The 26,507-nt window shown below is 44.3% G+C and carries 21 protein-coding genes; 15 read left to right on the top strand and 6 right to left on the bottom strand.

The features are described from left to right. Window position 1: 1 nt before the first annotated feature. The 6 genes from VJL_RS11725 (at window position 2) to VJL_RS11700 (ending at window position 6,962) form a co-directional block, all read left to right on the top strand. Window positions 2-1,663 carry an ATP-binding SpoIIE family protein phosphatase gene (locus VJL_RS11725; protein ID WP_038878103.1) on the top strand — a complete coding sequence of 554 codons (1,662 nt, stop codon included), beginning with the start codon at window positions 2-4 and terminating at the stop codon, window positions 1,661-1,663. Window positions 1,664-1,885: 222 nt separating this feature from the next. Continuing rightward, complete coding sequence (locus VJL_RS11720; protein WP_038878100.1) at window positions 1,886-2,359, top strand: type II secretion system protein; 474 nt, start codon at window positions 1,886-1,888, stop codon at window positions 2,357-2,359. 331 nt (window positions 2,360-2,690) lie between these two features. After that, window positions 2,691-4,388, top strand: coding sequence for a GGDEF domain-containing protein (locus VJL_RS11715; protein ID WP_227741131.1), 1,698 nt, complete (start codon window positions 2,691-2,693; stop codon window positions 4,386-4,388). A gap of 38 nt (window positions 4,389-4,426) precedes the next feature. Beyond that, the gene (locus tag VJL_RS11710; RefSeq protein ID WP_038878094.1) at window positions 4,427-4,969 is read left to right on the top strand and encodes a prepilin-type N-terminal cleavage/methylation domain-containing protein; all 543 of its coding nucleotides are present in this window, start codon (window positions 4,427-4,429) and stop codon (window positions 4,967-4,969) included. 17 nt (window positions 4,970-4,986) lie between these two features. After that, window positions 4,987-5,679 (top strand): response regulator transcription factor, encoded by a 693-nt coding sequence (locus VJL_RS11705; RefSeq protein WP_080774363.1) that lies wholly within the window; start codon window positions 4,987-4,989, stop codon window positions 5,677-5,679. 11 nt (window positions 5,680-5,690) lie between these two features. After that, the gene (locus VJL_RS11700) at window positions 5,691-6,962 is read left to right on the top strand and encodes a sensor histidine kinase (RefSeq protein ID WP_038878091.1); all 1,272 of its coding nucleotides are present in this window, start codon (window positions 5,691-5,693) and stop codon (window positions 6,960-6,962) included. 343 nt (window positions 6,963-7,305) lie between these two features. On the opposite strand, the gene VJL_RS11695 is transcribed toward VJL_RS11700, so the two are convergent. The 5 genes from VJL_RS11695 to VJL_RS11675 form a co-directional block, all read right to left on the bottom strand. Beyond that, entirely contained in the window at window positions 7,306-8,013 is a 708-nt protein-coding gene (locus VJL_RS11695) for a response regulator transcription factor (RefSeq protein ID WP_042602877.1), read from the bottom strand. A 214-nt stretch (window positions 8,014-8,227) separates the two neighbouring features. Continuing rightward, window positions 8,228-9,229, bottom strand: coding sequence for an NADH:flavin oxidoreductase (locus tag VJL_RS11690; protein ID WP_038878086.1), 1,002 nt, complete (start codon window positions 9,227-9,229; stop codon window positions 8,228-8,230). A gap of 273 nt (window positions 9,230-9,502) precedes the next feature. Next, window positions 9,503-10,495, bottom strand: a complete 993-nt coding sequence (locus VJL_RS11685) for a cytochrome d ubiquinol oxidase subunit II (RefSeq protein ID WP_038878084.1) — start codon at window positions 10,493-10,495, stop codon at window positions 9,503-9,505. Between the two features lie 2 nt (window positions 10,496-10,497). After that, window positions 10,498-11,829 (bottom strand): cytochrome ubiquinol oxidase subunit I, encoded by a 1,332-nt coding sequence (locus VJL_RS11680; RefSeq protein WP_038878081.1) that lies wholly within the window; start codon window positions 11,827-11,829, stop codon window positions 10,498-10,500. 712 nt (window positions 11,830-12,541) lie between these two features. After that, a complete protein-coding gene (locus tag VJL_RS11675; protein WP_038878078.1) occupies window positions 12,542-13,630 on the bottom strand; it encodes a DUF1254 domain-containing protein in 1,089 nt (362 codons plus the stop codon). Between the two features lie 135 nt (window positions 13,631-13,765). Between VJL_RS11675 and VJL_RS11670 the strand changes: the two genes are divergently transcribed. The 7 genes from VJL_RS11670 (at window position 13,766) to VJL_RS11640 (ending at window position 23,443) form a co-directional block, all read left to right on the top strand. Further along, window positions 13,766-14,701, top strand: coding sequence for a LysR family transcriptional regulator (locus tag VJL_RS11670; protein WP_038878075.1), 936 nt, complete (start codon window positions 13,766-13,768; stop codon window positions 14,699-14,701). Window positions 14,702-14,744: 43 nt separating this feature from the next. After that, entirely contained in the window at window positions 14,745-15,293 is a 549-nt protein-coding gene (locus tag VJL_RS11665; RefSeq protein ID WP_038878072.1) for an AAA family ATPase, read from the top strand. Between the two features lie 235 nt (window positions 15,294-15,528). Beyond that, window positions 15,529-16,848, top strand: a complete 1,320-nt coding sequence (gene mepM / locus VJL_RS11660; protein WP_038878071.1) for a murein DD-endopeptidase MepM — start codon at window positions 15,529-15,531, stop codon at window positions 16,846-16,848. Window positions 16,849-17,089: 241 nt separating this feature from the next. Beyond that, the gene (locus tag VJL_RS11655) at window positions 17,090-17,968 is read left to right on the top strand and encodes an AraC family transcriptional regulator (RefSeq protein WP_038878070.1); all 879 of its coding nucleotides are present in this window, start codon (window positions 17,090-17,092) and stop codon (window positions 17,966-17,968) included. A 123-nt stretch (window positions 17,969-18,091) separates the two neighbouring features. Next, window positions 18,092-18,952: a nuclear transport factor 2 family protein gene (locus VJL_RS11650; RefSeq protein WP_038878064.1), complete on the top strand. Its 861-nt coding sequence runs from the start codon at window positions 18,092-18,094 to the stop codon at window positions 18,950-18,952. An 831-nt stretch (window positions 18,953-19,783) separates the two neighbouring features. Beyond that, complete coding sequence (locus VJL_RS11645; protein WP_038878061.1) at window positions 19,784-22,672, top strand: Ig-like domain-containing protein; 2,889 nt, start codon at window positions 19,784-19,786, stop codon at window positions 22,670-22,672. A 138-nt stretch (window positions 22,673-22,810) separates the two neighbouring features. Further along, complete coding sequence (locus VJL_RS11640) at window positions 22,811-23,443, top strand: cytochrome b (RefSeq protein WP_038878059.1); 633 nt, start codon at window positions 22,811-22,813, stop codon at window positions 23,441-23,443. Between the two features lie 118 nt (window positions 23,444-23,561). On the opposite strand, the gene VJL_RS11635 is transcribed toward VJL_RS11640, so the two are convergent. Further along, window positions 23,562-24,134: a YceI family protein gene (locus VJL_RS11635; RefSeq protein WP_038878057.1), complete on the bottom strand. Its 573-nt coding sequence runs from the start codon at window positions 24,132-24,134 to the stop codon at window positions 23,562-23,564. Window positions 24,135-24,442: 308 nt separating this feature from the next. Between VJL_RS11635 and VJL_RS11630 the strand changes: the two genes are divergently transcribed. Beyond that, window positions 24,443-25,072, top strand: coding sequence for a DJ-1/PfpI family protein (locus tag VJL_RS11630; protein WP_038878055.1), 630 nt, complete (start codon window positions 24,443-24,445; stop codon window positions 25,070-25,072). A gap of 233 nt (window positions 25,073-25,305) precedes the next feature. Continuing rightward, window positions 25,306-26,436: an AI-2E family transporter gene (locus VJL_RS11625; RefSeq protein WP_038878146.1), complete on the top strand. Its 1,131-nt coding sequence runs from the start codon at window positions 25,306-25,308 to the stop codon at window positions 26,434-26,436. Window positions 26,437-26,507 lie beyond the last annotated feature (71 nt).

The raw sequence follows: 26,507 nt of genomic DNA, 5'->3' as shown, positions 1-26,507 counted from the left end.
TATGAAATCAATTTTGTTGGTCGATGACAGTAAAACGGTGTTGCTCTATATGACCAGCGCATTGCAAAAGCAAGGGTACGAGGTCATTGCCGTTGAAGATGGTGAGTCTGCGTTAGAAGTGCTGACTCACCGAACTGACATTCAGTTTGTCCTCAGTGATTTGATGATGCCGGGCATCAGTGGTATTGAGCTTTGCCGTGAGCTTAAATCGTCGGCGTTTTCTCGTTATATCTTCTTTGTGCTTCTCTCTTCCCGTAACGATCAAGAATCCATCATCAAAGGCATGGATGCAGGCGCCGATGACTTTGTCGACAAGAAGACATCTGTAGAGGAACTACAAGCGCGCATCCGAGCGGGTTTTCGTACCTTAGAACTGCACAATACGCTCACGACAAAAAACCAAGAGCTCGATTTAGCCTATCAAACTATTCAACAAGATCTCGACGCTGCGAGTGATTTGATGACTCAGTTATTACCAGTGGAAGAACAAATTCACACGGCAAAATTCAGCTTTACTTATGTGCCTTGTTCCAAGATCGGTGGCGACATGTTTGGTTATGTCGAGCTTGATGAGCAACATGTTGCTTTCTACGTATTTGATGTATCGGGCCATGGTATTTCTTCAGCACTGATGGCATTTTCAGTCCAGCAAACTTTGTCACAACGTCACCAATCGGAGTCCATAACGTTAGACTGGAGCGACAATGAATACCGCATCAGTGAGCCTGCCGCTGTGATTGAAAGGCTTAATCGGCGCTACCAACAAGCGCAAAACAGCAAGCTTTACTTCACTATCGAATACGCCGTGTTGAACACCGAAACCGGTGAGCTGAATTATTGCACTGCAGGACACCCTAAATTCGTTTGGCAACAGACGGAACAAAACCGCTTGGAACTTGTTGGCGACAACAACTTCATTGTTGGGGCATTAGAGCCGATGATGTACCAAGGTGGAAGTATCCAACTTAAGCCTAATGACGCCCTTTGGTTTTTCTCCGATGGCCTAACAGAGGCCAAGCAAGGTGAGGAGCTTTACGGCATTGACCGACTGCTATCCAACATTGAAGGGAGTCAAGCGATGCCAGAAAAGGCACAAACCAATGCCGTTTTGGAGCAAGTGCAAAACTGGCAAGGAAAACCGGAACTCGACGATGATGTGAGCGTGTTGAAAGTGCAATGGTTGGGTTCTAGGCAGTCGCAAGCCGTCAATTCGCCGAGTGCGGTATTCCAGAAATCCTATCAAGCGTCTTTAGAAGTTTCACGCCAAGCGAGTCTCGAATTGGTTGAGTTCCTTCAACAACATTCGGTTTCTTCTCATGCCATGCAAACCCTAGAGTTGTGTGTGGTTGAGTTGATGAACAATGCTTTCATCCATGCCTATCAAGAACAAACCGGAAAAACGGTCGAGTTAGAATGCGAACTAATACAAGGCAAGCAGCACAACATAGAAGTGCGTGTATTTGATTATGGTAATCGCATTACTGATGAAACCTTCCAAAGCTACACCTCAAAGCAAATAGAGGCGCCAAATCTATTTGATGAACAGAGTTGGATGCCTTCAGGACGAGGCTTGATGCTCATTGCCCAAATGACGGATGCGTTTTCTGTATCACATCAAGTGGAGCGTAATTGTTTTACGGTGGCAATAGTGTCTAAATCGTAACTTTTGCTTTGTGATGTTGCTAAGATCTTCCTCTTACACGCATTAACACGCATCAGTTTTGTCCGCGCTAATCGATTGCCTAAACTTTATTTTTTCTGCCCGTTTTGAGTTAACCCTGCGTTAACTTTCCCCGTCGTATATTCTCCGTCAGCCGATGGAGAGTCAGGGCTTCTGCCTCTTGTCATCGTGATTTTTCTCTCGTTTGTAGTTGGGAAATAAAAAATGAAGGCGAAAGGTTTTACCTTAATTGAATTGGTCGTGGTCATTGTCATCTTAGGTATTTTATCTGTGACAGCAGCGCCTCGATTCTTGAATTTGCAAGATGATGCAAGAAACGCGGCAATTGCTGGGTTTAGAGGGGCGATGAACGGTGCGATGGGCATTGTTTACGGCAAAGCGGCGTTGATGGGTGTCGAACGCGCAGAAGAGGCTAACTTGGATACTGATGGTACAGGTACGCTTGATTTGGCTATCGCTTACGGGTACCCAAAAGCAACCTTGAATGACCTATCTATTGTGGTGCAAGGCTTGAGAGAAGACTGGGCACACAAAGAAATCCCTGGTGGCGATTCAATCTACTTCGGCATTGCGGGTTATGACAAAACTTGTATCAAATACACACAAGCCGGTGCGACTAGTGCAGCCGCAACCGTGGTCGTCAAAGACCCTGTAGAGTGTAGTGGGCTAACAAAATGATTCTTAGAGCCACTTTTTAAAGTGGCTTTTTTTGTGCTCAAAAGCTGTGCGTATTCCCTTAAAAAGTTCCCTTAAAAGTCGCTTAAAACATACCGTTATGGTGACGATAAAAACAAATCATCAAAACAAGTTCGGGCGTTAACTTAGCGTTAACCATGAGAAATTTAAGATATGACTCATATCACACACTATGCCTCTTAAAGCGTTGGCTTTGAGATGGAATTTAACCTTGTTAATGATTAACAGGAAGTAGAGGCGAGTGTCATTAAACGTGTTGGTCAGCGAACTACGTGAATACCAACTCAATAAAAACACTTATAAAGGTCTCTTAATGTCAGATTTCAACTTGTTGTACCAACCAAAACTAAAAGATGGCGTGATCGTTGGTCTTGAAGCTTTGCTACGACCAGTCGACGTTGAAAAAACACTGCCTGAATTTTTCGCCGAAGTGAAAGACAACATGGCGCTTGATCTATCAGTGATGAAGCGTTGTTTGGAAGACATCGCGAAGTTTGACATTCAAATTCCGGTATCCATCAACATCTACCCAACCAGTGTTTTGAATGATTACTTTGTCTTCAGTGCGATCAAGCAGCTAAAAGGAAAGAACGTTTCTTTAGAGTTGGTTGAGCATCAAGGTGTTGAGCTCAACGACGAATTTCTTAATCATGTTGCGCTGCTAAAAGACAACGGCATCAAGCTGTCTATTGATGATTTCGGTAAAGATTTCGCGAGAGCGGATTTGGCGCTCACTATCGGCGCGGATGAAGTCAAATTTGACCGTTCGTTGGTTCATGACATTGAGAAAAACTACAGCAAATTTAAGCATCTGTCGTTTTTGTACTCAAAGATCAAAACGCTATGTACACACAAAGTTGTTTTTGAAGGTGTTGAGAACAAGCGTCAAAAAGAACTGATCGAATTGTTTGCCGAAAAGCCAACGATTCAAGGTTTCTATTTCTATCCAGCAATGCCGTTAGAGGAGATTGTTGAGCTAGATTGCTTTTCCAACCTTGAGCAAGATGCACCTGTAGAAGCACTGCTACGAATGAGCTTGGATTTAGATTACAAGCTTTATAACTTTCTGATTGAAAACAATATTGAAGATGTACAGAGCGAAGAAGTGAATCGCTTTATTGAAGACCATGACATCTTGGGCGTTGTGCACAACGAAGACGTAAATACGACTCTGAGCAACCTAAGAGACATCTATTTCAATAATACATCGATTATTGCGAATGGCGTTGTGTCGATGCTCGATTCAGCTGAAAAGCTGGTCATCATGAGAAACGAGCAAGGTGTGGTGATTTTTGATAACGCGGCACACCGAGAGTTGGTCGGAACCAGTATTGTTGGTGTGAAACCGCAAGAGATCATTCACGAAAACGAAAGCTACCGTTTGTGCTTAGAGAAAGATAGGAACTTGCTGCAAGACGAACATCTTATGTTCCACAAAGACAAAGAGTTTTTCGAGGGTATTGAGTACGACACGATTCGCGAAAAAATGGTCTACAACGGCAAGAAATTCATCATTGCGACCGTTTGCCCCTCAAACGTTGGTTTGGTGGATGTGAGTAAAGATGAGCTAACCAAGTGTTATACCCGCTCGTTTTTGAAGTACCACTTAGGAGCGTATGAAAACCGGATCGTTGCCTTTTTGGATATGAATGGCTTTAAAGCCATTAACGACGCGTTTGGTCATAGAGTCGGAGACAGCTGCCTTGTCGATTTTGCGTGTTTATTGAAATCATCACTTCGAGATAAAGACGTGGTGATTCGTTATGGCGGTGATGAGTTTGTAATCATTTTTGATACCTCTACTTACGACGATATCGAAAACAGACTCAATTCGTTAAACGTGAAAATGACGCGTTACTTTTCAGAAAAAGGGTACGACTTGTCCTTTGCGTACGGCCTATCAAAAGTGAACAACCACGATGTCAATACTGCCATCGAAATTGCCGACAGAAACATGTACACAGCCAAACGTCATATTAAACGTCAGCGCAGCGTTGACTACGTTATTTAAATCTATAGACAAGGATGTCTCAACGGTTTGGAGATTTTATGAAGAATAAAGGTTTTACTCTGATCGAACTGGTCGTTGTCATCGTTATTTTAGGTATCTTGGCCGTTATTGCTGCGCCTAAATTCTTGGGAATACAATCAGAGGCGAGAGTTGCCACTCTAAAGGCTACTCAAGGGGCGATCGAGTCTGCATTTGCGTTGGCATCTGCCAAATCACAACTTCCTTCGGCTAATATCCAACCTTGTGATTACCACAAGCAAATGCGTTGTTTGGTGCTAAATGGGCAACAAATTCGTTTAACCAATGAAGACAACTATCCTTGGTTTGATGTCTTCCAGCGCCAAGCATACGAACAATTTAATGAGTTGGTTGATGCCGATGTCTCACCTCTTAATCAAGATTATCATGGTGAAGATACGCTGAATTTTGAAACTGATTACGATGGCGGATTTTGGATTTTTCCCCAGTTTTATGGTGATTGGGACGACTTAACCTCGTTTCGTTGCCGCATTCATTACGTGCCAGCGACGGCAAGCCGCACTGGGAAAAGCATGACAACGTTAGAGACCGAAGATTGTTAGTGATGGAATGTAGGTAAATGGATGTAATGCACAAGCACCTTTTGTTGGTCGACGACAATATTGAATTAGCAAAGACCATCATGGAATACTTAGAGATGAATGGGATTCATTGTGACCATGCATCCAATGGTATGATGGCGTTAAAGTTAGCTCGTTCAGATGACTATGATCTGGTCATTCTGGACGTTAACTTACCCCAATTGTCAGGTTTAAAAGTCTGTGAAGAGTTGCGTTTAGATGGTATTGACTTACCTATTTTGATTCTGAGCGCGAGAAGCGATCTGAGCGATAAATTAGCAGGCTTTCAGGTTGGTGCTGATGACTACATGGTCAAGCCTTTTGCCCTTGAAGAACTGCTCGCTCGTGTACAGGTGTTGTTAAAACGTAGAAGTGGCGCGCCAGAGCGGCTCGTTGTGGGTGACTTGGTACTCGATATCAGCAGTAGGGAGGTCTTTCGAGGGGAAGATTCTCTCAATTTATCACCGACTTGCTACAATATTTTGAAAGTGATGATGAGCGCTAGTCCTTCACCAGTAAGTCGAAGTAAGATAATGCGATTGGTCTGGGGCGATGCGTCACCAGAAAGTAACAGCTTGAAAGTTCACATGTTTAAGCTGCGTCAGGCGGTGGATAAGGGACAAAACATCAAGCTTATTCATACGCTTCCTAACTTTGGCTATGTGCTCAAGTCCAAGTCACGGCATCAATAGGAAACTCATCAGTGAAGATCAAAGACAGCCTTAGAGTGTACGTAATCACCGTATCTGCGGTGTTAGGGTTAATCCTTGCCGTTGTTGCGGGCTCTTATAGCACCTATAACCTCTATACTGGTATCGATCTTATGACCAAAGGTGTCATGCTGGTGAAAGCGGAAACGGAAGAGCCGCAAGTAGGCAAACCCATCATTAACCCGCCATTTATCATTACCGCCAATTGGGATGACTTACCTTTGGCATTTCAACTCAAGTTTGTTGAAAAGGATCTCGCGGTAGGGAAGTTATTTAAAGCGACAGAGACTGAGTATCGCGCAGGGAGAAACGCCAACCGCTTCATCTATTTGTTGATAAAAAGCGAAGTGGATGCTCAAACCAAATTTGTCGCAGTCAAAATCAACAAAAACGCATTCGATGATTTCACCGATACACTTAACATAAATTTGTTACCGCAACTCAATTATATCGTGTTGTTTGTCGCGGTATTGTTAACCCTGTTTTTAATCGGTGTGTTCTTTATTCTTCGCAAAATCACAAAACCAGTCGAAGAACTAAAAACATGGGCGATGAATATTCGTGAAAAAGATGATCGTTCCAACATACCTGACTTTAAGTTTTCTGAATTGAACATGATGGCCCGAGTGATCAATTCGTCTTTATCTGCAGTTCAAAGAAGTGTGAAGAAAGAGCAAGAGTTCATACGTTATGCGAGCCACGAGTTACGGACGCCAATTGCAGTAATTCGTTCCAATTCTGAGTTAATGAAAAAAATGATCGCCAGCGATATGCCAAAAGAGCGATTACTTAAAAATATTCAGAGAATCGAAAATAACAGCCTGGCGATGTCTGACCTATGTGAAAGCTTGTTATGGCTCAATCATGAAAACTCAACCGAGCTTAAAGAAACGATGACAAGCCTAGGCGTATTGGCGGAGCTGGTGGTGAATGAACAACGCTACTTATTAGATGGGAAGGCCGTTGAAGTTGAGGTCAACGTCGACAGTTTCGAATGCTTGCACTTATCAGGCATGTGCAAAATCGTCATTACTAACCTAATTCGTAATGCGTTTCAGCACACCATAGAAGGTAAAGTGATAATTAAGCAAACTGGTTTAGAGGTCGAAGTCATCAACACTGATGCAAAAACAAACCTGACCCACGAAACAACCGGTTTTGGTTTGGGTCTATTACTGATTAAAAAGATTTGTGACAAGTACTACTGGCAATATGATGAACAAGTATTAGCCAACGGTAGAGTCGTGAAAGTGACATTTGCATAAGAGAATTAAGACGATAGCAAAGGGTTTACCTTAAACGAGTTTGTTGTCGCGATTGTGATTCTTCATATTTTTCGGTGGCTGTTACCCTCGATTTTTGAATTCACAGAAAGACGCCATAGAGTTGAATAATGGAAACCGATGTGGTTTCTGTGACGACGTTTCAGAAAGATCGACACGCAGCCGATCTGTTTACTGACAAAGCACGCCAAACAACCAAATCTATATTTTCTTCACTTCTGATTTGGATAAGAAAAGCATCAACTTCCAATGCCAAGTGATGTACCAAAACATCAGTACTCCGGAAGTAAGATTACTGACTGATGCTTGCTAAGTGTCTGAGAGGTTACTTTAAGACGAACCCAAAGTTTTTGATGGTTTGGAGTAGCTTCTCTTCGTAATTATCATCGAGTGCATGCCTTAATTTGAACATGTGCACTTTTAAGCTGTTGGTGTCCGGTTGTTCATCTCCCCATACCTTCTGGATTAAGTCTTCACGACTGATTGGATTGGGTGTCGCTCTAAGGAGTACTTCCAAAATACGATAACCCGTAGGTGAGAGTTTAATTTCATCATTGGCACGCTTTACGTTGCGCTCTTTGACGTTCATTTGTAGATCTTTTAGCTGGAGCAGATTTACCTCGCCACTGCGTCGACGAGACAGTACCTTGACGCGCATAAACAATTCTTCGAATGCGAACGGTTTAGTTAAATAATCGTCTGCGCCAGTCTCAAAACCGATGATTTTATCGTTCAGCGTATCTCTTGCTGTCAGCATAATAACGGGGACATCGTTACCTTGTTCCCGTAACTTTTGACATACCTCCAAACCAGAGAGTCGAGGCAAGTTGAGGTCAAGAATCACCACGTGGTAATGTGTTTTAGCAATCAAATCGAGAGCAGCAATACCGTTAGGTACGTGATCACATTCAACACCTTCTAGTTCAAAGTGTTCAACGGTTGTTTCTGCTAGCTCTAGATTGTCTTCGACTAATAGCAGTTGAAGCGTATTTGGTGGCGTCACGATTCTTTCCAATCCAATTCTGTAAGGCATAATTGATTATTGAGCCTGAGTGGATGAAAAACAAATACTTAATTTCAAATCTTTATTGACGACTTGAACCACTTCCTATCATTAAAAGTTCACTCCGTGCGGCATAAGAAAGATAACGTTTCGACGAGCTATACTTCATTCAGCCACGTTGATTGGAGCTGGGGACATGCCCAAGATTTGAGATAAAAAAGAGCCTCCACGTGTTGAATTACTGTTAAGCACTGACCTCTTTTTGCATGATCTGCTGATTAAAGGCGAGGGGATCTTTCAATATGGCACGACCGACGGCAGCCAAATCGAGCCAACCGTTGTTGACCGCTTGGTCGAGGTATTCGGCACTCTCGATACCACCCACACCAATGATTGGGATACCCAAGTCAGCTTGTTTTAGAAAAGCGGATTCTGAGACTAAAAAGCCTTCGCCGCGGCGGTCTTTAGGACGGTTCCAACCACCAATACCCGATGAGACGTTAATCAAATCCAAGCCAGCGTTAATGAATAACTTACACACTTTCGCCATGTCTTCTTGCGTTAATCCTTCTGGGTAAAGGTCCTGACCTGGAATGCGCACCATCATGCCAATATTGCTCTTGGCTTTGATTGCTTCGATGATCTCGACCACTAAACGAGAGCGGTTCTCTAATGAACCACCGTATAGGTCATCACGTTGGTTCGTGACTGGGGAGAGAACTTGGTTTAATCCATAGCCGTGTGCGCAGTGCAGTTCAACAAAATCAAAACCGGCTTTGTCGGCACGAAGCGCTGCATCGATGAACTGCTTACGCCAAAAAAGCATGTCTTCCAACGTCATCGCTTTCGGCTGCGGTAACACACGGTCGTAAGCGGGTACGGTTATTCCGGAAGGCCCCATTAAATTTGGACAGATTTCTAACGTTGCTTTGCCACCGCAATGCGTGATTTTAAAGCCTGCTTTTGCGCCGTGATCGTGGATAACTTGGGCGATCGCTTTCATTCCTTCCACGCAGTCATCACTGTGCGCGCCCAATTGGTTCGGTTCACTTCGTCCAGAAAAATCGACAAAACTGTATTCAACCATAACAAGACCTGCACCGGATTGTGCCAGTTTGCCGTAGTGTTTTATGGTGCTTGAAGTTGCGAGACCTTCGGTAGTGGAGGTTTGAGATGCCATTGGTGGCACAACAACGCGGTTTTTCAAGTGGTGGTGCGCAACTGTCAATGAAGAGAAGCGGGTCATACGGTCCCTCGTAATATCTGTAATTCCGTCGTCATTTTAAGCCAGAGAGTGTTATTCATTAAGTGAAACTTAAGAACTAAAGGCTTAGCGTTATTACCCAAGAATTTTGAGGTTACTTGAGTATAATCAAAAAGCAGCCAATATTGACTGCTTTTCAGAGGCTTGTTTACGTAATCAGCGTTTCATGAGATCACCAGTTAGTCGTTGAGCTATCAAAGATTGAAAGGGTGTTGTTAAAACGCCGCTAGATCAGCGGCGTGTCTATTATGGTCGTTATTTGTAGCTGAGCTCTGTCGCTTTGCCCTTGAAAATTCGGTACACCATGAAGGTGTAAAGCAATATCATCGGCATAACAATCATCACACCGTAACCCACAATGATTAGTGTCGCAGGCGATGACGCAGCTTCTTGTGCAGTCATCAACCCCGGCACAACTTCTGGGAAGAAGCTGTACGCAAGACCGAGAAAGCTCAAGGCGAAAATGACGGTGACACCAAAGAAAGGCCAGCGCACACCCAGATCATTCACCATTGGAACCTGACGCAAATAGCGATCAACGAGGAAGATGGTCGCCAGCACAATCAACGGAATGGGTGCAAGCAACAAGACTTCTGGGAAGCTGAACCAACGCAGGGCGACTTGTTGATTTACTATCGGGTTTACAACGCTCACGACTAAGATTCCCAAAGCTGCCAACCAACCAGCACGACGAGACCAACGTGCCGAGCGTATTTGCAAATCACCTTCCGTTTTTAGTACCAACCATGCGCCGCCAATGTAAACATACGCCGCCGTTACACAAAGTGCGCTTAACCATGCAAAGCCAAATGCTTCGGTTGATTGCTCAAATCCCATGATGTAACGGCCCACCATGTAACCTTGGGTTAGCGCGGTGACTAACGAGCCAATTCTGAAGCACCAATCCCAATGAGGTTTATGATCCGAGTTCGCTTTGGCGCGAAAGTCGAACGCTACGCCTCGCATGATCAGTGCGATAAGCATGATGGCGGTCGGCATATAAAGCTCCGTCAAAATCAAGCTATGAGCGGTAGGAAAGGCAATCAGCAGAATACCGACGGCTAACACCAACCACGTTTCATTTGCGTCCCAGAACGGGCCAATAGACGCTATCATTCGGTCACGCTGAGCTTCATTATCACTTGGCAATAGGATGCCGACGCCAAGGTCGTAGCCGTCGAGCACGGCATACATAAAGACCGAGAAGCCAAGCAGCAGAAGGTAAATTTCTGGTAGATAGTCGAGCATGATTAGGCCTCTTGTTGTGTCAGTGGGACTTCATGGGCTGCAACGTCTTTGCGCGCCAAATAGAACAGGGTATGGATGTACGCAACCAGCAATGCAGCGTAAATGGCTAAGTACATAATGAGCGAAGTCATCACACTGCTGCTCGCAACCGTGGTTACGGCTTCTGATGTACGCAATACACCGCTGACCAACCAAGGTTGTCGACCAATCTCAGTAACATACCAACCCGCCAGTGTGGCTATCCAACCAGAGAACGTCATGACTAATACTGTGTACAGGTAAGGTTTAGGTAGCGATTTTTTGCGTGCTAGCTTCACCGCGCCATACCAGCTAACCAGCAGCATAAGAACACCCACACCAACCATCACACGGAAACCAAAGAACAAGGGCTTCACTGGCGGGTGGTCAGGCGCAAACTCGTTAAGTCCTTGGATTTCTCCGTCTAAGTCATGAGTAAGAATCAAACTCGCTAACTTCGGGATGCCAACTTCAAAATCATTGCTGCGAGTTTCTTCATTTGGCATCGCAAACAGAAGAAGGGGCGCGCCTTGCTCGGTCTCCCACACGCCTTCCATTGCTGCTATTTTTGCAGGTTGATGTTCAAGCGTGTTTAACCCGTGCAGGTCACCGACAAAGATTTGTATCGGGATAAATCCAGCCGCCGCGAACAACGCGACTTTTAGGCCAAGTCTGGCTGAGCGGTGATCTGGCTTTTTCATTATTTGATAAGCCGAGATACCCGCAATCAAGAAGCTGGCAGTCAGCGCCGATGCTAATAGCGTGTGCAGAAGACGGTAAGGTAAAGAAGGATTGAAAATGACTTCCTTCCAACTGGTTACATGCACAATACCGTCAATCATTTCATATCCGCTTGGTGTGTGCATCCAGCTGTTAAGCACCAGAATCCAAAATGCGGACATACTTGTCCCAACAGCAACCAGAACAGTAGCGAGAGTATGAACCCATTCCGGTACTCGTCCTCGCCCAAAAAGCATCACGCCAAGGAAGGTGGCTTCCATAAAGAAGGCGGTCATCACTTCGTATCCGAGCAATGGTCCTGCTACGTTTCCGACTCGTTCCATAAAGCCTGGCCAGTTGGTACCAAACTGGAAACTCATCGTAATGCCGGATACCACACCCAAGGCGAAAGTGAGAGCGAATATCTTGACCCAAAAGTAATAAACATCGAGCCATACGGGGGCTTGTGTGCGGTTATATCGCCACTTGAAAAACACCAACATCCACGCCAACGCGATGGTGATGGTCGGGAAGAGAATATGAAAGCTGATATTGGTCGCGAACTGGATCCGCGACAGCATGAGGGTATCTAACATCTTGGTTCCTCAAAAACGTGCCGTGCTAAAAATCGTGTCTATCTGTAATTTAGTTACGAAAAATCGGGCAGTTTGGATTCATGTATCGAGAAATACAGGTGATTCTGTTTTCTTCTAACCATGATTTATATCAACTAAGACAAAGAAAGGAGTGTGGGAAATTGTCTCAAAATGCCGCTAATAGTCGCGAGAAGTGAGTAAAAGAAAGTAAATGTAACTGAAGTTGCATGAATTAAGATTAGTTCGAATTATCCTTATGATGGTTTCGATAATTCTGAAATAAAATTACAGAAACAGTGTTTTTAGTAAGGATATTTGCGCTTGTTGCTTTGGATGTCCGATTTTGGTTTATCAGAAAAAAACGGCGCGGACTTGGAGTCATCCGCGCGAGTCAATGACTGCTAGATACATAAGAGTGCTTGGCTAATCACTCGGAGATCTTGAAAAACACAACAATCGAGTAGAACGTTGGCGTTTTCGCCAACCATTCCATTCTTTTTTGACTGCGTTTAATTCTCCATTAATTAATGGCTAAATAATGCACATAAGTGCATATTTTAGTTCCAACGTGAAAGTGCTTAGTGATTGACCCCATTATTTGTCTTGCCCTAAAAAACAAGGGACAAGAAACAAGAGAGGACAAACAACAAAAAAGGACAAGCGTTAACTTGTCCTTAAAAACTATTAATCGAAATTGTCTAGAGCGTTTTCACTACAGCTTTTCGAGTTTTGGTAACTGGTAGTGTTTCATCTTCTCCACATCTGGCACGTAAGCTCGAAGCTGAGCACGCCATCCATCTAATGGTGTTTTCGCGTAGTTCACGCCTTTTTCGTCAGCGATGGCATGACATTGTTCCCCACCAAAAATGATCGTAAAGCTGCCGTCTTCGTTAATCTTAAAGTCTTTACGGTTTGTGCTCACAATATTGTGGTCGTTTGTCATCAAGTAGTTATCTGAGTTGTACATGGTTAGCGAGCTGAAGGCTTTCGCCGGAACATGATCAAACGTTGCGGTGTAACATTCATTCGCCTTGGTGTTTTCAGGCGCCCAAGAAGCATACATTGCCGTCGATTCTGGGCTCAAACCCCAAGAGCCAGCAATGGTGTAGGTCCATTTCTCCCAATTAGAAACATCATGAATATCGAATTGCACAGTGTCGTACATGTCAGGCAACTTACCCCATTCTTTAAGTAGGGCAGAACGCAACTCAGCGATGTCTTCCTCTTTGGTGTCAGTGGCGTATGGAACGGCTGAGTTTGACTCGATCTTCATCTTGGGTTGAATTTCGTTCTTGATGTACGCCAAGTCATCGGCTGTTGCGTCTGTTCCTACACGAACGCCAATAAACACGTAGTTGGTCTCAATATCACCCGCTTTGTATTCATACACACCCGGTGTCCAAGTGTACTGAACAAAAGTATGGTTTTGGTCTTGGATGTGAAGCGAGACAAAACGATCACCCATGTCTGGGATTTCAATCTTGAAGCCTTTACGCGCATCAATAACCGCAAGGGAATAGACGTTGTCGACATTCGGCGTGACTACCCAAGTATCACCCGCTTGAGATAGGCCAGGGAAGTGGATGAACTGGTTCAACTCACCACGACTTAGCATCTTTTGTGCGAACAAATCGGCTTCTTTGCGCTGGTACTCCATTGCTGTCATGCCGTAATCAAGCGGATTTACTGCCCAGTTAGAGGAATCGATGCTGTCGATCACTTGTTGTGTCGTTGGTAAATCAGCAGCAAAAGCAGCCGAAGAGATCAGAGCCATGGTCAGTGCTAATGACGTCTTTTTCATAATAGGACCTTTCAGGGTTAAGGAAGCGTTGACCCCATATTAGGCAGAACAAGATATGTTCAGAAGTGAAGCTGTTGAATGTTAGAAATTAACTGTATTAATATCTAATGCAATGAGTGATGAAAGAGATGGCGTATGTTTGATTACAACCTACTCAAAGTATTACGAGTGCTGCTCGAAACCAGAAATACTAAGCAAGCGGCAGAACGTTTGAACCTTAGTCAATCGGCGGTAAGCCACGCGCTTAGTCGATTAAGGGAAACCTTTGATGACGCATTGTTCGTGCGTGAGCGTTACGGATTAGTGCCGACAGAACGTTGTTACGAACTAGAGCGCCGTCTTCCTGAATTGGTAGAGCAGATTGATGGACTGTTAGCCTTTGAAGCAGCATTTGATCCTTCTAAATATCAAGGAAAAGTCTCCATCAGTTTGACCAATGCACTGACGAATGCAATTGGTGTGGATCTGTTCTCCACCTTGCGAGAGAAGGCTCCAAACGCAAGATTTGAGATTATGGATTGGCGTTCACAAGTAGAATCGGCTTTGTTGTCTCGAAAAATCCACGTCGCTTTGGATTATGGCCCAGAAGGGTATTCCAAACAGATCAAACAAGAGTTGATGCCCAAGAACCACTTTATGTTTTGTGTCAGGCAAGGGCATCCGCTCACTCAACTTGATGTTGTTACCATTCATGATTTAGCTAAGTATCCAATGGTGTTGATTCGTACCCCGGATTGGCAAACAAGACACGAAACAGCAGAGCAGACCATGTTAAAAGCTGGTCATGTTCCGGATATTTTGTTGAAATCGGATTCGCCGGAGGTTAACTTTAATGCCATCCGACATTCTGATGCCTTCTTCCCAGTCGCCAGTGTCATGACGACACTTCCAGACGATATCGTCGCTATTCATCCTAACGTTACTTCCAGCACAGGCTTACCCAAGCAAAATATGGATGTGTACGCCTATTACCTCTATCAAACTCAAGATACCCCATTGATTAACTGGCTTCTTTCAGAGATCAAACTTCTTCTACAACACCGATTCGAGAATAACCAACGACCGACATAAAAGGGCGGAAGGCGATCATTACGCTTCAACAATCGAGGTCTACATGAACAACCTAATCGTATTTACAGGTGGCCCAGGTGCGGGCAAAACCTCTGTAATAGAAAAGCTGATTGAGCTTGGTTACAATTGCGCGCCAGAAGTGGGGCGCAAAGTGATCAAACAGCAAGTTGCTCTGGATGGTGGTGCTTTACCGTGGAAAGACAAAATTTCTTTTCGTGATGAGATGGTACGTGAAGAGAAAAAACACCATCAAGCCTTCGAACAACTCAATGAGCTTGTCTTCTTTGACCGCTGTATTGTGGATTCATACGGTTATAGCCAATTAGAAAACTTACCCATTCCACACGCATTAATGGATGCGTGTCAGCATATACGCTACGCCAACTCTGTCTTTGTCTTTCCACCTTGGGAAGCCATTTTTGCTAATGATGAAGAACGAAAACAAGACTTTGCTGAAGCCGTAAGGACTTATCAAGCCATGGTAGCGGCATATCATCAATATGGTTATGAGTTGATAGAAGTGCCGACGATGAGTGTCGAACAACGTGTGGATTTTATTCTCGAACGCTTAAAAGATCGGCAGTTGCTATAGAATTTATAGAATTTATAGAAGTTGCGAGTAGTAGAGTGAACTAAACTGGGATCACGCAATCATAGAGAGGGTAAAAGGAATTTACCCTTTTTTACAGTAAGGTTTATTTAAGCAAAATAGGCGCTTAGCGAGACTAGAAAAGCTTAGAAACAAAGTTCTCAAATACGCAATGTTTAAATTTTGAGATTCAGATGTTATAACATAACAATTACTGTTTCCGATTATCCCAAGTACTATGAAGTTTGTTCGTTATTCACTCATTGCTGTCGCTGCTACCGCATTCTCTCTTGCAGCCTATCTCACCTATCAAGCAGAAACGAAACCAGAAGAAATCACCATTAAGGTCACGCCTTATTCCGAGCTAGAGAGCGCTCACGTACATGAGGCTCAGACAGACGACACGACACCAAACGCCGAACTGGCAACACAAGATCACGACAACATTGCACGTATTCACTACTTCGTTAAAGTAGGTGACACACTTAGCACGATTTTCTCCTCGTGGGGTGTCCCATACGAAACCACGCAAAAGCTTCTTGAAGCCGATTTAACCTCCTTGAAACTGGATACCATCAAACCAGGTGACCACCTTGAGTTTGTGGTAGATAGAGACACCAAGACGCTGCAACAAGTAATCTTCCACGAAAGCCTTGTCGAACGTTCGATTTACACGCAGAACGACGATGGCACATTCGCTTATGACTTTGTTGAAGAGCCGGGTGAATGGCGCGAGGAAATGTACTCCGGTGAAATCAACGGCAGTTTCTCATCTTCTGCGCACCGACAAGGATTAACTACTACCCAGATTGCCAACATTACGCGTGTACTTCGTGACAAAGTGAATTTTGCCCGCGAGTTGCGTGCTGGCGATAGCTTTCATGTGCTGGTGCGTCGTCAGTACGTTGATGACCACTTAACAGGCAATACAGAAGTGCAGGGCATTGCTATCAAGATGCGTGGTAAAGACGTAGAAGCGTTTTTGGCTGAAGATGGTCGCTTCTATGACCGTGATGGAAACAGCCTAGAGCAAGCCTTTAACCGCTATCCAATCGACAAACAATTCCGACGTATTACGTCTCCGTTTAACCCGAACCGAAGACACCCAGTAACAGGCCGCATTCAACCGCATAATGGTACCGATTTCGCGACGCCAGTGGGTTCGCCAGTTTACTCAACGGGTGATGGCAAAGTGATTGCTGTTCGTAACCACCCTTACGCAGGCAAATACTTGGTGATTGAGCACAACAGTGTGTACAAAACTCGTTATCTGCACTTGAGCCGTTTCTTAGTCAAGAAAGGCGATCATGTTAAGCGTGGACAAAAGATTGCGCTTTCGGGGGCGACAGGCCGTCTAACAGGCCCACACTTGCACTTCGAAGTACTGGTGCGCAACCGTGCAGTGGATTCGATGACCGCCGATTTGCCTTTGGCTAGCTCGATTCCAAACAAAGACAAACCTGCGTTCCTAGCACGAGTTTCTGAGTTTGATGACATGGTTGCTACCGAGCAAAACGCAAGCAACGCAAAAGCGAACGAGGGTAAAAAGACGTCTTAGACTCTTTGCATAGATCAATGAACAAAGGCAGGCTTCGGCTTGCCTTTGTGTTTTGAGAGCCATGTTTTTTATGGACCATGTTGTTTTATGAACTGGCTTATTTTAAGCAGCATGTTGGTTTAGGGAGATTAGACAGACATTCACCACCTCAAACGCTACCTTGGTTGCACGATGTGATACAGTTCGATTCGCATTCCTGCTGAAATTGACCAAAATACAAGTAGTAACGAGTGGAGGGTGAATGCAAATACCAACCGTAGGCTTTGACCATAAAAAATCGAATCAAGCAGAGATTGAAATCTTCGATCTAGAAAGCTTGTATGGCCAAGAGTACGAAAGCCATTCACCTCAAAAACCGCATCGCATTACCTTCTTCATGATGGTTTACATCGAAAAAGGCAGTGGCGTACACATGGTGGATTTTAAGCAGTATCCGTTTGAATCTGGCAGCATCCTCTTTGTTCGTCGCGAGCAGGTGCAAGCTTTCGATTTGTCCAACAAACCCTCCGGCAAAGTGATCATTTTCACCCAAGCGTTTTTAGACCAAGTGCATGCCAACATGCGTTTACCTAACTACACTCCAACGCATTTAAACCAAGCTCGTTCGCCACTATTGAGCTTAGACGAAGCCACCTGCCAGAGTGCCAAACTGCTTATTGGCGAGGTTATCAAGGAAATTGAAAGTCAGCATTCCGACCCATTGATCGTCATGTATCTTTTCTCTTCTTTCGCTCTAATGCTGCATCGTCTTCGACCTGAAGAAAGGCACGATAAGTTAACCAAAGAGCAGAGCTACAAACTTGCACGTTTCTTTGATTTGCTCCAGGCGAATTATGAACATATCCGTGATGCGAACTGGTATGCGGGGCAGATGGGGTCAACGTATAAAACGTTAAATGTTATCTGCAAGCTGGCAACGAACTTAACCGCGAAACAAATGATCGACGCGTTTGTCACAATAGAGATTAAGCGCCGCTTGGTGGTGAGTAACGTTACGACGCAACAGTTAGCTTTTGACTTTGGTTTTGAAGATGCGAGTAATTTTGTTCGATACTTTAAAAATCAAACCGATATGACACCAAGCCAATTCCAGAAGCAGTACGCCGAACCACAGTTATGATGTTGAGTATGAACGCCTTTTTGTGTTCATGTTCGATATTGACCATTTTCCGACGCACATCCACACAGACGAGTCTTTGATTCATTCCTATTATTGTTCTCAAGCCAACAAGAGGAAAATAATATGAACAAATTGACTCGCTTTTTCGCTAGCTCTGTTATCGCATCCACCGTTTTTGCTAGTGCTTCTTTCGCTGTAAATGCCGATGAATTGTCGAATCGTGATAAAGCCGTCGCGGTTATCTCAAGCATTGAAACGGGCGACCAAAACGCGATTTCATACATCAACCCAAACAAGTACATTCAGCATAATCTTGCGGTTGCAGATGGTTTAGCGGGCTTTGGCGAAGTAATGAAGATGCTGCCAGAAGGCAGTGCTAAAGCGAAAGTGATTCGTACCATTCAAGATGGCGAATACGTGGCATTGCACACGGAATACGACTTTTTCGGACCGAAAGCGGGCTTTGATATTTTCCGTTTTGAAGAGGGTTTGATCGTCGAGCACTGGGATAACTTACAAGACGTAGCGAAACCTAATCCAAGTGGTCGCACTCAATTTGACGGTGCAACAGAAATTACAGATGTAAACAAAACGGATGAGAACAAAGCGATCGTTTCTGATTTTGTACAAACCATACTGATGAAAGGGGATATGTCTCAGATCAGTAAGTTTATCGGTGATAAAGACAGTGACTACATCCAACACAACGTTGCGGTGGCCGACGGTTTGAGTGGTTTGGGTGTTGCACTTAAGCAATTAGCGGAAGCGGGCATGCCGATGGTATATAGCAAGAACCATTTGATTATCGGTGAAGGGAACTTCGTGTTATCAGTGAGCGAAGGTCAGTTCATGAACCAACACGTCGCGTTCTATGACTTATTCCGTGTCGACAATGGCAAAATTGTAGAGCATTGGGACACGATTGAAGCGATTCCATCGAAGTCAGAGTGGAAGAACGGCAATGGTAAGTTCGGCTTTAAATAGCATCTAAAGACAATATGCACGAAAAAGAGAGTCACATTGTGGGCTCTCTTTTTTCGTTTAAGCGAGTTACATACCCAATAATAGTTCGAAAATAAATCAATGTAATACAGATGTAAAATAAAAATAGCTTAACTTTGGTTTTTATTTGTACAGAAATTAACGACATTAAGTGATAACTGGATTATTAAGGCCTTTACGAAATATGAATAGAATTAAGGCTCTAATTTTTCTCTTTCGTATTTTTGTTTGTGGCGCATGAAAAATGTGTGACTTTAATTCCAAATAATATTCTTAAAATCGATTTATTTGATTTTCTTCACTTTTACACCCCTGTCATTTGTGCTGATTATTAAATTGATTTAATCATATTCCCTACTTATTTATTGTGCGAAAAATACTACAACAAAAACAGTTAAGTTAATGTTTTTACGGTTTTATTTAACTCGGCGTGAGTTCTTTGTGTTGAATGTGAAACGAGGCTTTTGTTGCTAACTTGCTGTTAGAACTATAAAAGTTGCTGTCTATTTTCTCAAAATAACGCCTTTCTTTTGATTGTGACAAAGCTACTATGAATTAAATTAAAATAAGCTAATTAAGTTTATTCTTTAACATGAATTTAAACCTGATTGATATAATAATTAGCTTTATAAAATGGGATGGTTATTCGCGATCAAAGATAAAGTTTGATATTTATCCCAGAAGTAAGAACGAATTTTTGCCTTGGTTATTTTTATTTATAAATTAAGTGTGCTTGCAAAAAATAATTGAACCGTTAATTGCAGGTCTTTTGTGCAGTACCTAAATAATTAATATAAGACTAAGGACTTAATTATGTATCTAAGAAAGAGCAGTGCTACGCAGACAAACTCCATTGGTTATCGCACGTTAGGGTTAACAATGCTTTGTTCTGGTTTATTGTTGAATCCGATCTCCCAAGCCATGGCGGCGGAATTCAGCACCGATGCGGTTGCACAATCAGAAAGCGAATACTGGAGCACCTATAAGTTAGACATCAAAAACACTGGCTCAGACAGCGCAGACATGCGTGAGGCGGTGATTGAGTTCGTACTGCCTGTCGCAATTAACGACATTGGTTGGGCATCAAATCACCTTTCATACCCATCATGGGAGATCGCTCATACAACACAAGCTGACGGCGTGTTTAACGCTGTAACACTCAAATTCCCAGCTGGCTCTTGGGTAGACAGTGAGTTGGCATCTGGTGAGTCGGCGGCGTTAACCATCTCTTTTGGCGGCGAACTGAAGGATCTCAATGCGTTTGAAGACTCCGTGGTGGTGAAAGTCGATGGTGAAGTCGTTCCTCCACCAGAGTTCTCATTGGATATCTTAGCACCGGCACAAAACTCTGTAGTTTACATTGGCTCGAATGTAGACATCATCACGAGCGTAGAGGGTGTAGGTGCAAGCAAGCTAGAGTTCTGGGTCAACAATACCAAGCTGGCAGAGCAACCTGTAGTAGACGGTACGACTGAGTATCAACAAGCTTGGCTACCAGCGGAAATTGGCGCCGCTTCAATTGCTGTCATGGCGTTCAACGAGAGTGGCGAAAAGCTGACTGAACAATCGGTACAAGTCACGGTTGAATCAGAATCTACCGCGCCGAATCCTCCTGTGATTGAGTTTATCTCGCCAGATGCAGGCTCTTCTCACCAAAAAGGTGACACGATTTCGATCTCAGCCAATGTCACCGATGTGGATGATGACTTAGCGACGGTAAAATTCTTTGCTAACGATGCTGAAGTATGTCAGTTAGACGCGAAAACGACACAAGGTTTCTCTTGTGATTGGACTGCACAAACAGCGGGTTCAGCAACGCTTCGCGCAGAAGCCCAAGATGACGAACAACATGTTACTCGCAAGAGCCTAACCATTACTGTGACAGACACGGGCACCAGCTGTGGCGATGTTCCTCAATACGAAGATGGCGTGCCATACAAGGTGGGTGATGAAGTTACCAATATCGGCAACATCTATTCATGTACCGTAGCAGGTTGGTGTGGAAACCCAGTTTGGACACCGGGGACAGGCCACCCAGATTATCCAGATGCGTGGAAAGACGCGTGGGACGAAGTAGGGCAATGTGATCCTAACCCAGTTCCAGTGGTGGATGTTCAATCTCCTCAAGATGGACAAAAAATTGCACCAAACCAAGCGTTCGATGTGATTGTCGATGCGACTGACGATACTGAAGTTGCTCGCGTTGACGTTCAGTTGAATGGTCAAGTGGTGGCAACATCAAGCACTCCATCACAAGGCGATACCTACACCATTACAGTTCCTGCACAAGACGAAGGTCAATACACGCTAACCGTCGTCGCTTACGATGACCAAGGGGCAAGTGCAGAAGCCGCACCAATTTCTCTAGCGATCACCGATAAAGACTTGGTGGTTTCGCTATCCTCTCCTGTTGATGGTTCGAGCTACTTTGAAGGCCGTGCAATTTCAATCAAAGCAGACGCGAAGAGCTACGAAGGTGATATTACTTCAGTAAGCTTTATTGCAAATGGTAATGAGCTATTCAAAGACACTGAAGCGCCATACGAATACGAATGGCTAGGTGCACAGAAGGGCGCTTACGCGATCACAGCCAAAGCAGTAAACACAGCAAGCCAAGAACAAACTTCGGCAACGTCTAACATTACGGTGAAAGAAAGCACTGGCGGCGGTGGTTTAGTCGATAACCCAGATCGCTCTATCAGTTACCTAACATCTTGGGGCTTGAATGACTACGAGCAGTTGTTCAATTCAGAGGGTGACGGTTACCTATTGTCATTTGGTAAGTGGGACGCGAGCGGTAACATTACGATCTCCGATGGCATGCTAACGCCACCAGATTACAATCCGGATTGGATGCCAACGCAGTACCTAGCTTGGTCAACACTTAAGCATGACAATGAAAACGTAACTATGATGGTGGCGTTTGGTGGTCAAACGTACGAAAGCATTTGGTCAGCGATCAGCACGCCACAAAGCCGTGAAGCGGTCGCAACTGGATTGGTTGATTTGGTACATACTCCATTCCCTGTGTACAAAAAGAATCTGACACCAGAAGAGATGGAAGGTGAATGTCTTGCATCAAAACCTGATGGCAGCTGTGATTACAGTAAATACCAGCTAGCAGGCTATGTGCACATTGACGGTCTAGATTTCGACTTCGAGAAAGCCGCTCGAATCACGGACAAAGAGAACCAAGATCTGACTGCTCTGATCAAACTGATCCGTGAGAAAGTAGGCAATACGAAAGTGCTGTCTCTGACGACTTACCACGTAGGTGCAGACCCAGTTGAGTGTATGGATGCGAGTGTGTTCGAAAATTGTTCTTACATTGAACCATCAGGCCGTTCATCTCACCACGGTGAAGTTATCGATTTGCTGAAAGCAACCAAGAACGACTTCGATTTCTTCAACGTAATGACGTATGACGCAGGTCGAAACTTCCTCTACGATGTCGCGATGGCGAACTATGCTGAATATATTGGAGACAAGTCGAAGATTGTTTTAGGTAACACGATCAACAGCCAATGGGCGCCAGGTGGCAACTTTGTTGAAACGCGTCAAAACAACCTAGACCGTGCTAAATGGCAGAAAGATAACGGTTATGGTGGTTTCTTCATGTGGACGCTAGGTTCAAACAACCAAGGTTTGAGCATGGCAGAGCAAGTTGACTACTTTAACGACATGATCAGTGTAAGCAAGTAGTACTCACCTCATCTTGTAATCTACTTGAACGACGGAAGGCTCTCATGCCTTCCGTTATTTCTTCAATCTTCATCATGGGAACGCCTCTCGCTCGCCGTATTCCCATGCAAATTCCAATTGAAATTCAGTGGTGACAATATGTCAAAACTAGATTCTGGTCAGCACCAGAAAGCGATTCCGCACGCCCAAAATAAGGCATTCAAACCTAAAAAAGACTCACCCCAACACCAAAGCAATACGTCACAACACTATGACGCGTTCAGTAAATGGTTACATTGGATAATGGCGGTGATCATCATCTACGCCACCATTGCGGGTTATGGCATGTTGTTTGTGATGGATATGCCGCAACTGTTTCATGTGTTGTCGACGCTCAACATGTCATTCGCGACCATTGCATCTGTGTTGTTAATTGTACGTTGGGGTTGGTCATTCTTTCGAAAGACACCGGAGTTGCCAAGCACGATACCTAGCACGCAGAAAAGCATCGCTAAATTGGCTCATGGCACCATCTATCTTGTGATGTTTGTTGTCTTTGTCAGTGGCTTTTTGATGCTTAAGCACGAGTACCCATTCTTTTGGCTGTTTACCATTCCAAACCCAATTTCTAATGCCGAAGTGAATGAGTTTTTCTTTATGGTTCATCGAGTTGGTTGTGCCACATTAGCGATGCTGGTGGCGTTGCACGTTGCGGCGGCATTGAAACACCACTTCGTGAGTAAGAATGATGTGTTAAGAAGCATGGCGTTGAGTACATCCAAGCAAAATTGATAGCAGGGAAACGGGCGCTTTAAAGCACATGGAACAAAGCGCGTAAACCAAAAGAAAAAAGGCTTGGTGAGCCTCCAAGCCTTTGTTTCGCGTTATCAAGCCGCTTTGGGCTAAATAACTACTTTTTAAAGGTGAGATTCAGAGTGAGCGGAACTCGGTCTGAAATCTTAATACCACCAACCGTTGCTGCTAGGTTTGTTAAGTTTTCAGTTGGGATACCAAAATCTGACGCGCCAATAATGACAGGCGCACTTGAGCTAACCATCACAGTATCGCCAGCATTGAGTACCACAACAGGGAATTCTACCGACTTGGTCTTACCAAACAGCGTCACTTCAGCAGGTACTTTAAGCTTGTGAGAGCCTTCGCCTAGTGCCGACCAATCTACTTTTCCGACAACTTTCACAGGGGCATGTTTTGCCGATTCGAAGAAGATTTCGTTGAGTCGCGTATTACGGATTGGAATGCCTGTCTCGATGTTGTTTAGGTCGACAGACACATCAAATTGTCCTTCGCTGTTAAGCGTGCCTTTGAGGGCATCGATGGTCGCGGGTTCAACAACAAACTGATTTTTGATGGTAGCAAAGCTGACTGAGGAGAATTTTGAATCTAGCGTGTAGTTATCAGCAGCGAACGATGCACCTGAAAATAGCGCAAGCGCGATGCTTAGGGTGGATAAAGTCTTTCTCATTATTATTAACCTTATATACGTTGAACAACGGTTCTACTTGATAGTAGTTCGGATTTATAAAAGTTAATAAGGAATTAAATCGATTGATTTCGATGATTTTTTCGATGTGATTGTGCGCTCAATAATGAGGATTTGATATCAATGTAACTGATGCCATTTACGCTTTTTATGTCAAAAATGTGCTAATTAGCAATGACTTAATAAGCAGGTGCGAATGTGCGAATTTATTTCAAATTGATGATTCGCGACTTGCTTAGGTTGCCGTTACACTGTTCGCACATTTTATCATTCGTTAGGTTGGTTGGCTTATGTATACCGTTGGGATTGTGTTGTTTGATGATTTCACAGACGTAGACTTTTTCTTGATGTATGACCTGTTAGGAAGGACGCAAGACAGTTGGACAGTCAAAGTGCTAGGGACCAAGCCAGAGCATGTTTCTCATCTCGGTATGACGGTAAAGACGGACGGTCATATCTCTGAAGTTGCAACGCAAGACGTTGTGCTTATCGCGAGTGGCAAGAAAGGCATACCAGCAGCGCTTCAAAATAATGAGTTCATGTCCGCGATGAAGCTCAACCCAGACAGGCAGCTAATTGGCTCTATCTGCGCGGGTTCTTTTATCTTGCATGAATTGGGCTTGCTTGACGGTAAAAAGCTCACAACCAACCCAGATGCTAAAGCGATGTTAAAGGGCATGGGAGGAGACGTTCGAGATGTTCCTTTGGTTATTGAGGGTAATATTGCAACGGCGGGAGGTTGTTTATCATTGATGTACCTCATTGGTTGGTTAGCAGAGCGCCTGTTTGATTCTGATAAGCGACGCGAAATCCAAAACCAGTTGATACCAGCAGGGCAGTTGGAGATATTCGAGTCTCTTATCGCGAACACAATCATGGAAGCAGAAATGCTTAACCAAGTGCCTTGCGCAGCGGAATAAGCAATAACTCTGATTTTCCCTTTGTGACTGAACACAAACTTGTTCACTAAACCGTTGAATGTACGGGGAAGTGTACTAGGTTTTATATAAGCGCTTGTTTTAAGACCGCGGCTATCTAAGCCATCGGTCTTTCATTAGGTGCGGATAAATACTGTGTTGGGTCCATTCACGCGTCATCGATTATCGGATTACCGATAAATAAGAATATGGCGCGAAACCAAAGGGAAAAACAGTTGAGCAATCCAAATGAAAATTTAGAGAAAGTACTTGCCAAAGCGTTTACCACGTCTTTGATTCGATTCTCAGTCACGACGCTGATCGTTATTGTCTGTTGGTGGGCGTTTTTACCATTTCTTCCTATCTTACTTTGGGCGCTGGTGCTTGCCATTGCGCTCTATCCAGTCAAACTCGTCATTGAAAGAAAGCTTGGATTAAGCTCGGCTCGTGCTGCAACACTAATTGCCATCATTGGTGTCTTGATTCTTGGCACGCCAACGGCCATGGTGGGTAATTCTTTTGCATCGAAAACACTCGGTGCATTTGAATCTTATCGAGATGGCACTTTGGTCATCGCTAAGCCTGCAGACAGCGTCAAAACTTGGCCTTTAGTTGGTGAAAAAGTTCATGCCGTTTGGTTTGAGGCCGCAGACGATCTGCCAACGTTTGTCGAAAAGCGTCAGCCTCAAATAAAAGGCTTCTTTAGTTGGTTTGTCGATAGTGCAACGGGGGCCGCTAAAAGTGTATTCATGCTCATCGGTGCTATTATCATTGCGGGTGTCATGCTCGCTTGGGCACAACCTGCTGCAACGTCGATACGTAAGATCTTCATTAGTTTTACGGATGAGGTGAGAGGGCCAGATTTACATCAACTCACCACCGCCACCATCCGGCAAGTTGCCGTGGGCATCATCGGTATCGCTTTCTTAACGGCAATGGCATTCGGTGGTGTCGTGGCGTTATCCGGCGTACCTGCCGCAGCATTGTTTACGCTTATTGCGTTGATCTTTGCGATTGTGCAACTGCCAGTCACCATTATCGCGTTAGTTGCCGTCGGTATTTTGTGGGCAGGAGATAGCGGCACGGTTCATAATGTTGTCTTCACGGTTTTGCTCCTTGCTGCAAGTTTAATAGATAACTTCTTAAAGCCGTTAATTCTTGGCCGCGGCCTCGAAGTTCCTATGCCTATTGTTCTTATTGGTGCAGTGGGCGGCATGATGTCGGGTGGTATTCTTGGCATGTTCATTGGTGCTGCGTTCTTAGCGGCGGGTTACCAAGTATTTATGAAGTGGGTAGACACAGAAACCCAAGACGTTGCTGATGTGATTAAGGATGCAGGAACACAAGGACAAGAATCTAGGAAGTAGAAAGACGAACGAGATACTCAATTGAGCAAAAGACGGTACTGATGGCCGTCTTTTTTGTTGTCTGTGAATTG

The organism is Vibrio jasicida CAIM 1864 = LMG 25398 (genome assembly GCF_000400365.1).
GTDB classification, from domain to species: domain Bacteria; phylum Pseudomonadota; class Gammaproteobacteria; order Enterobacterales; family Vibrionaceae; genus Vibrio; species Vibrio jasicida.
The sequence above is the reverse complement of the archived record's forward strand: the minus strand, read 5'-3'. Positions and strand labels throughout refer to the sequence as shown.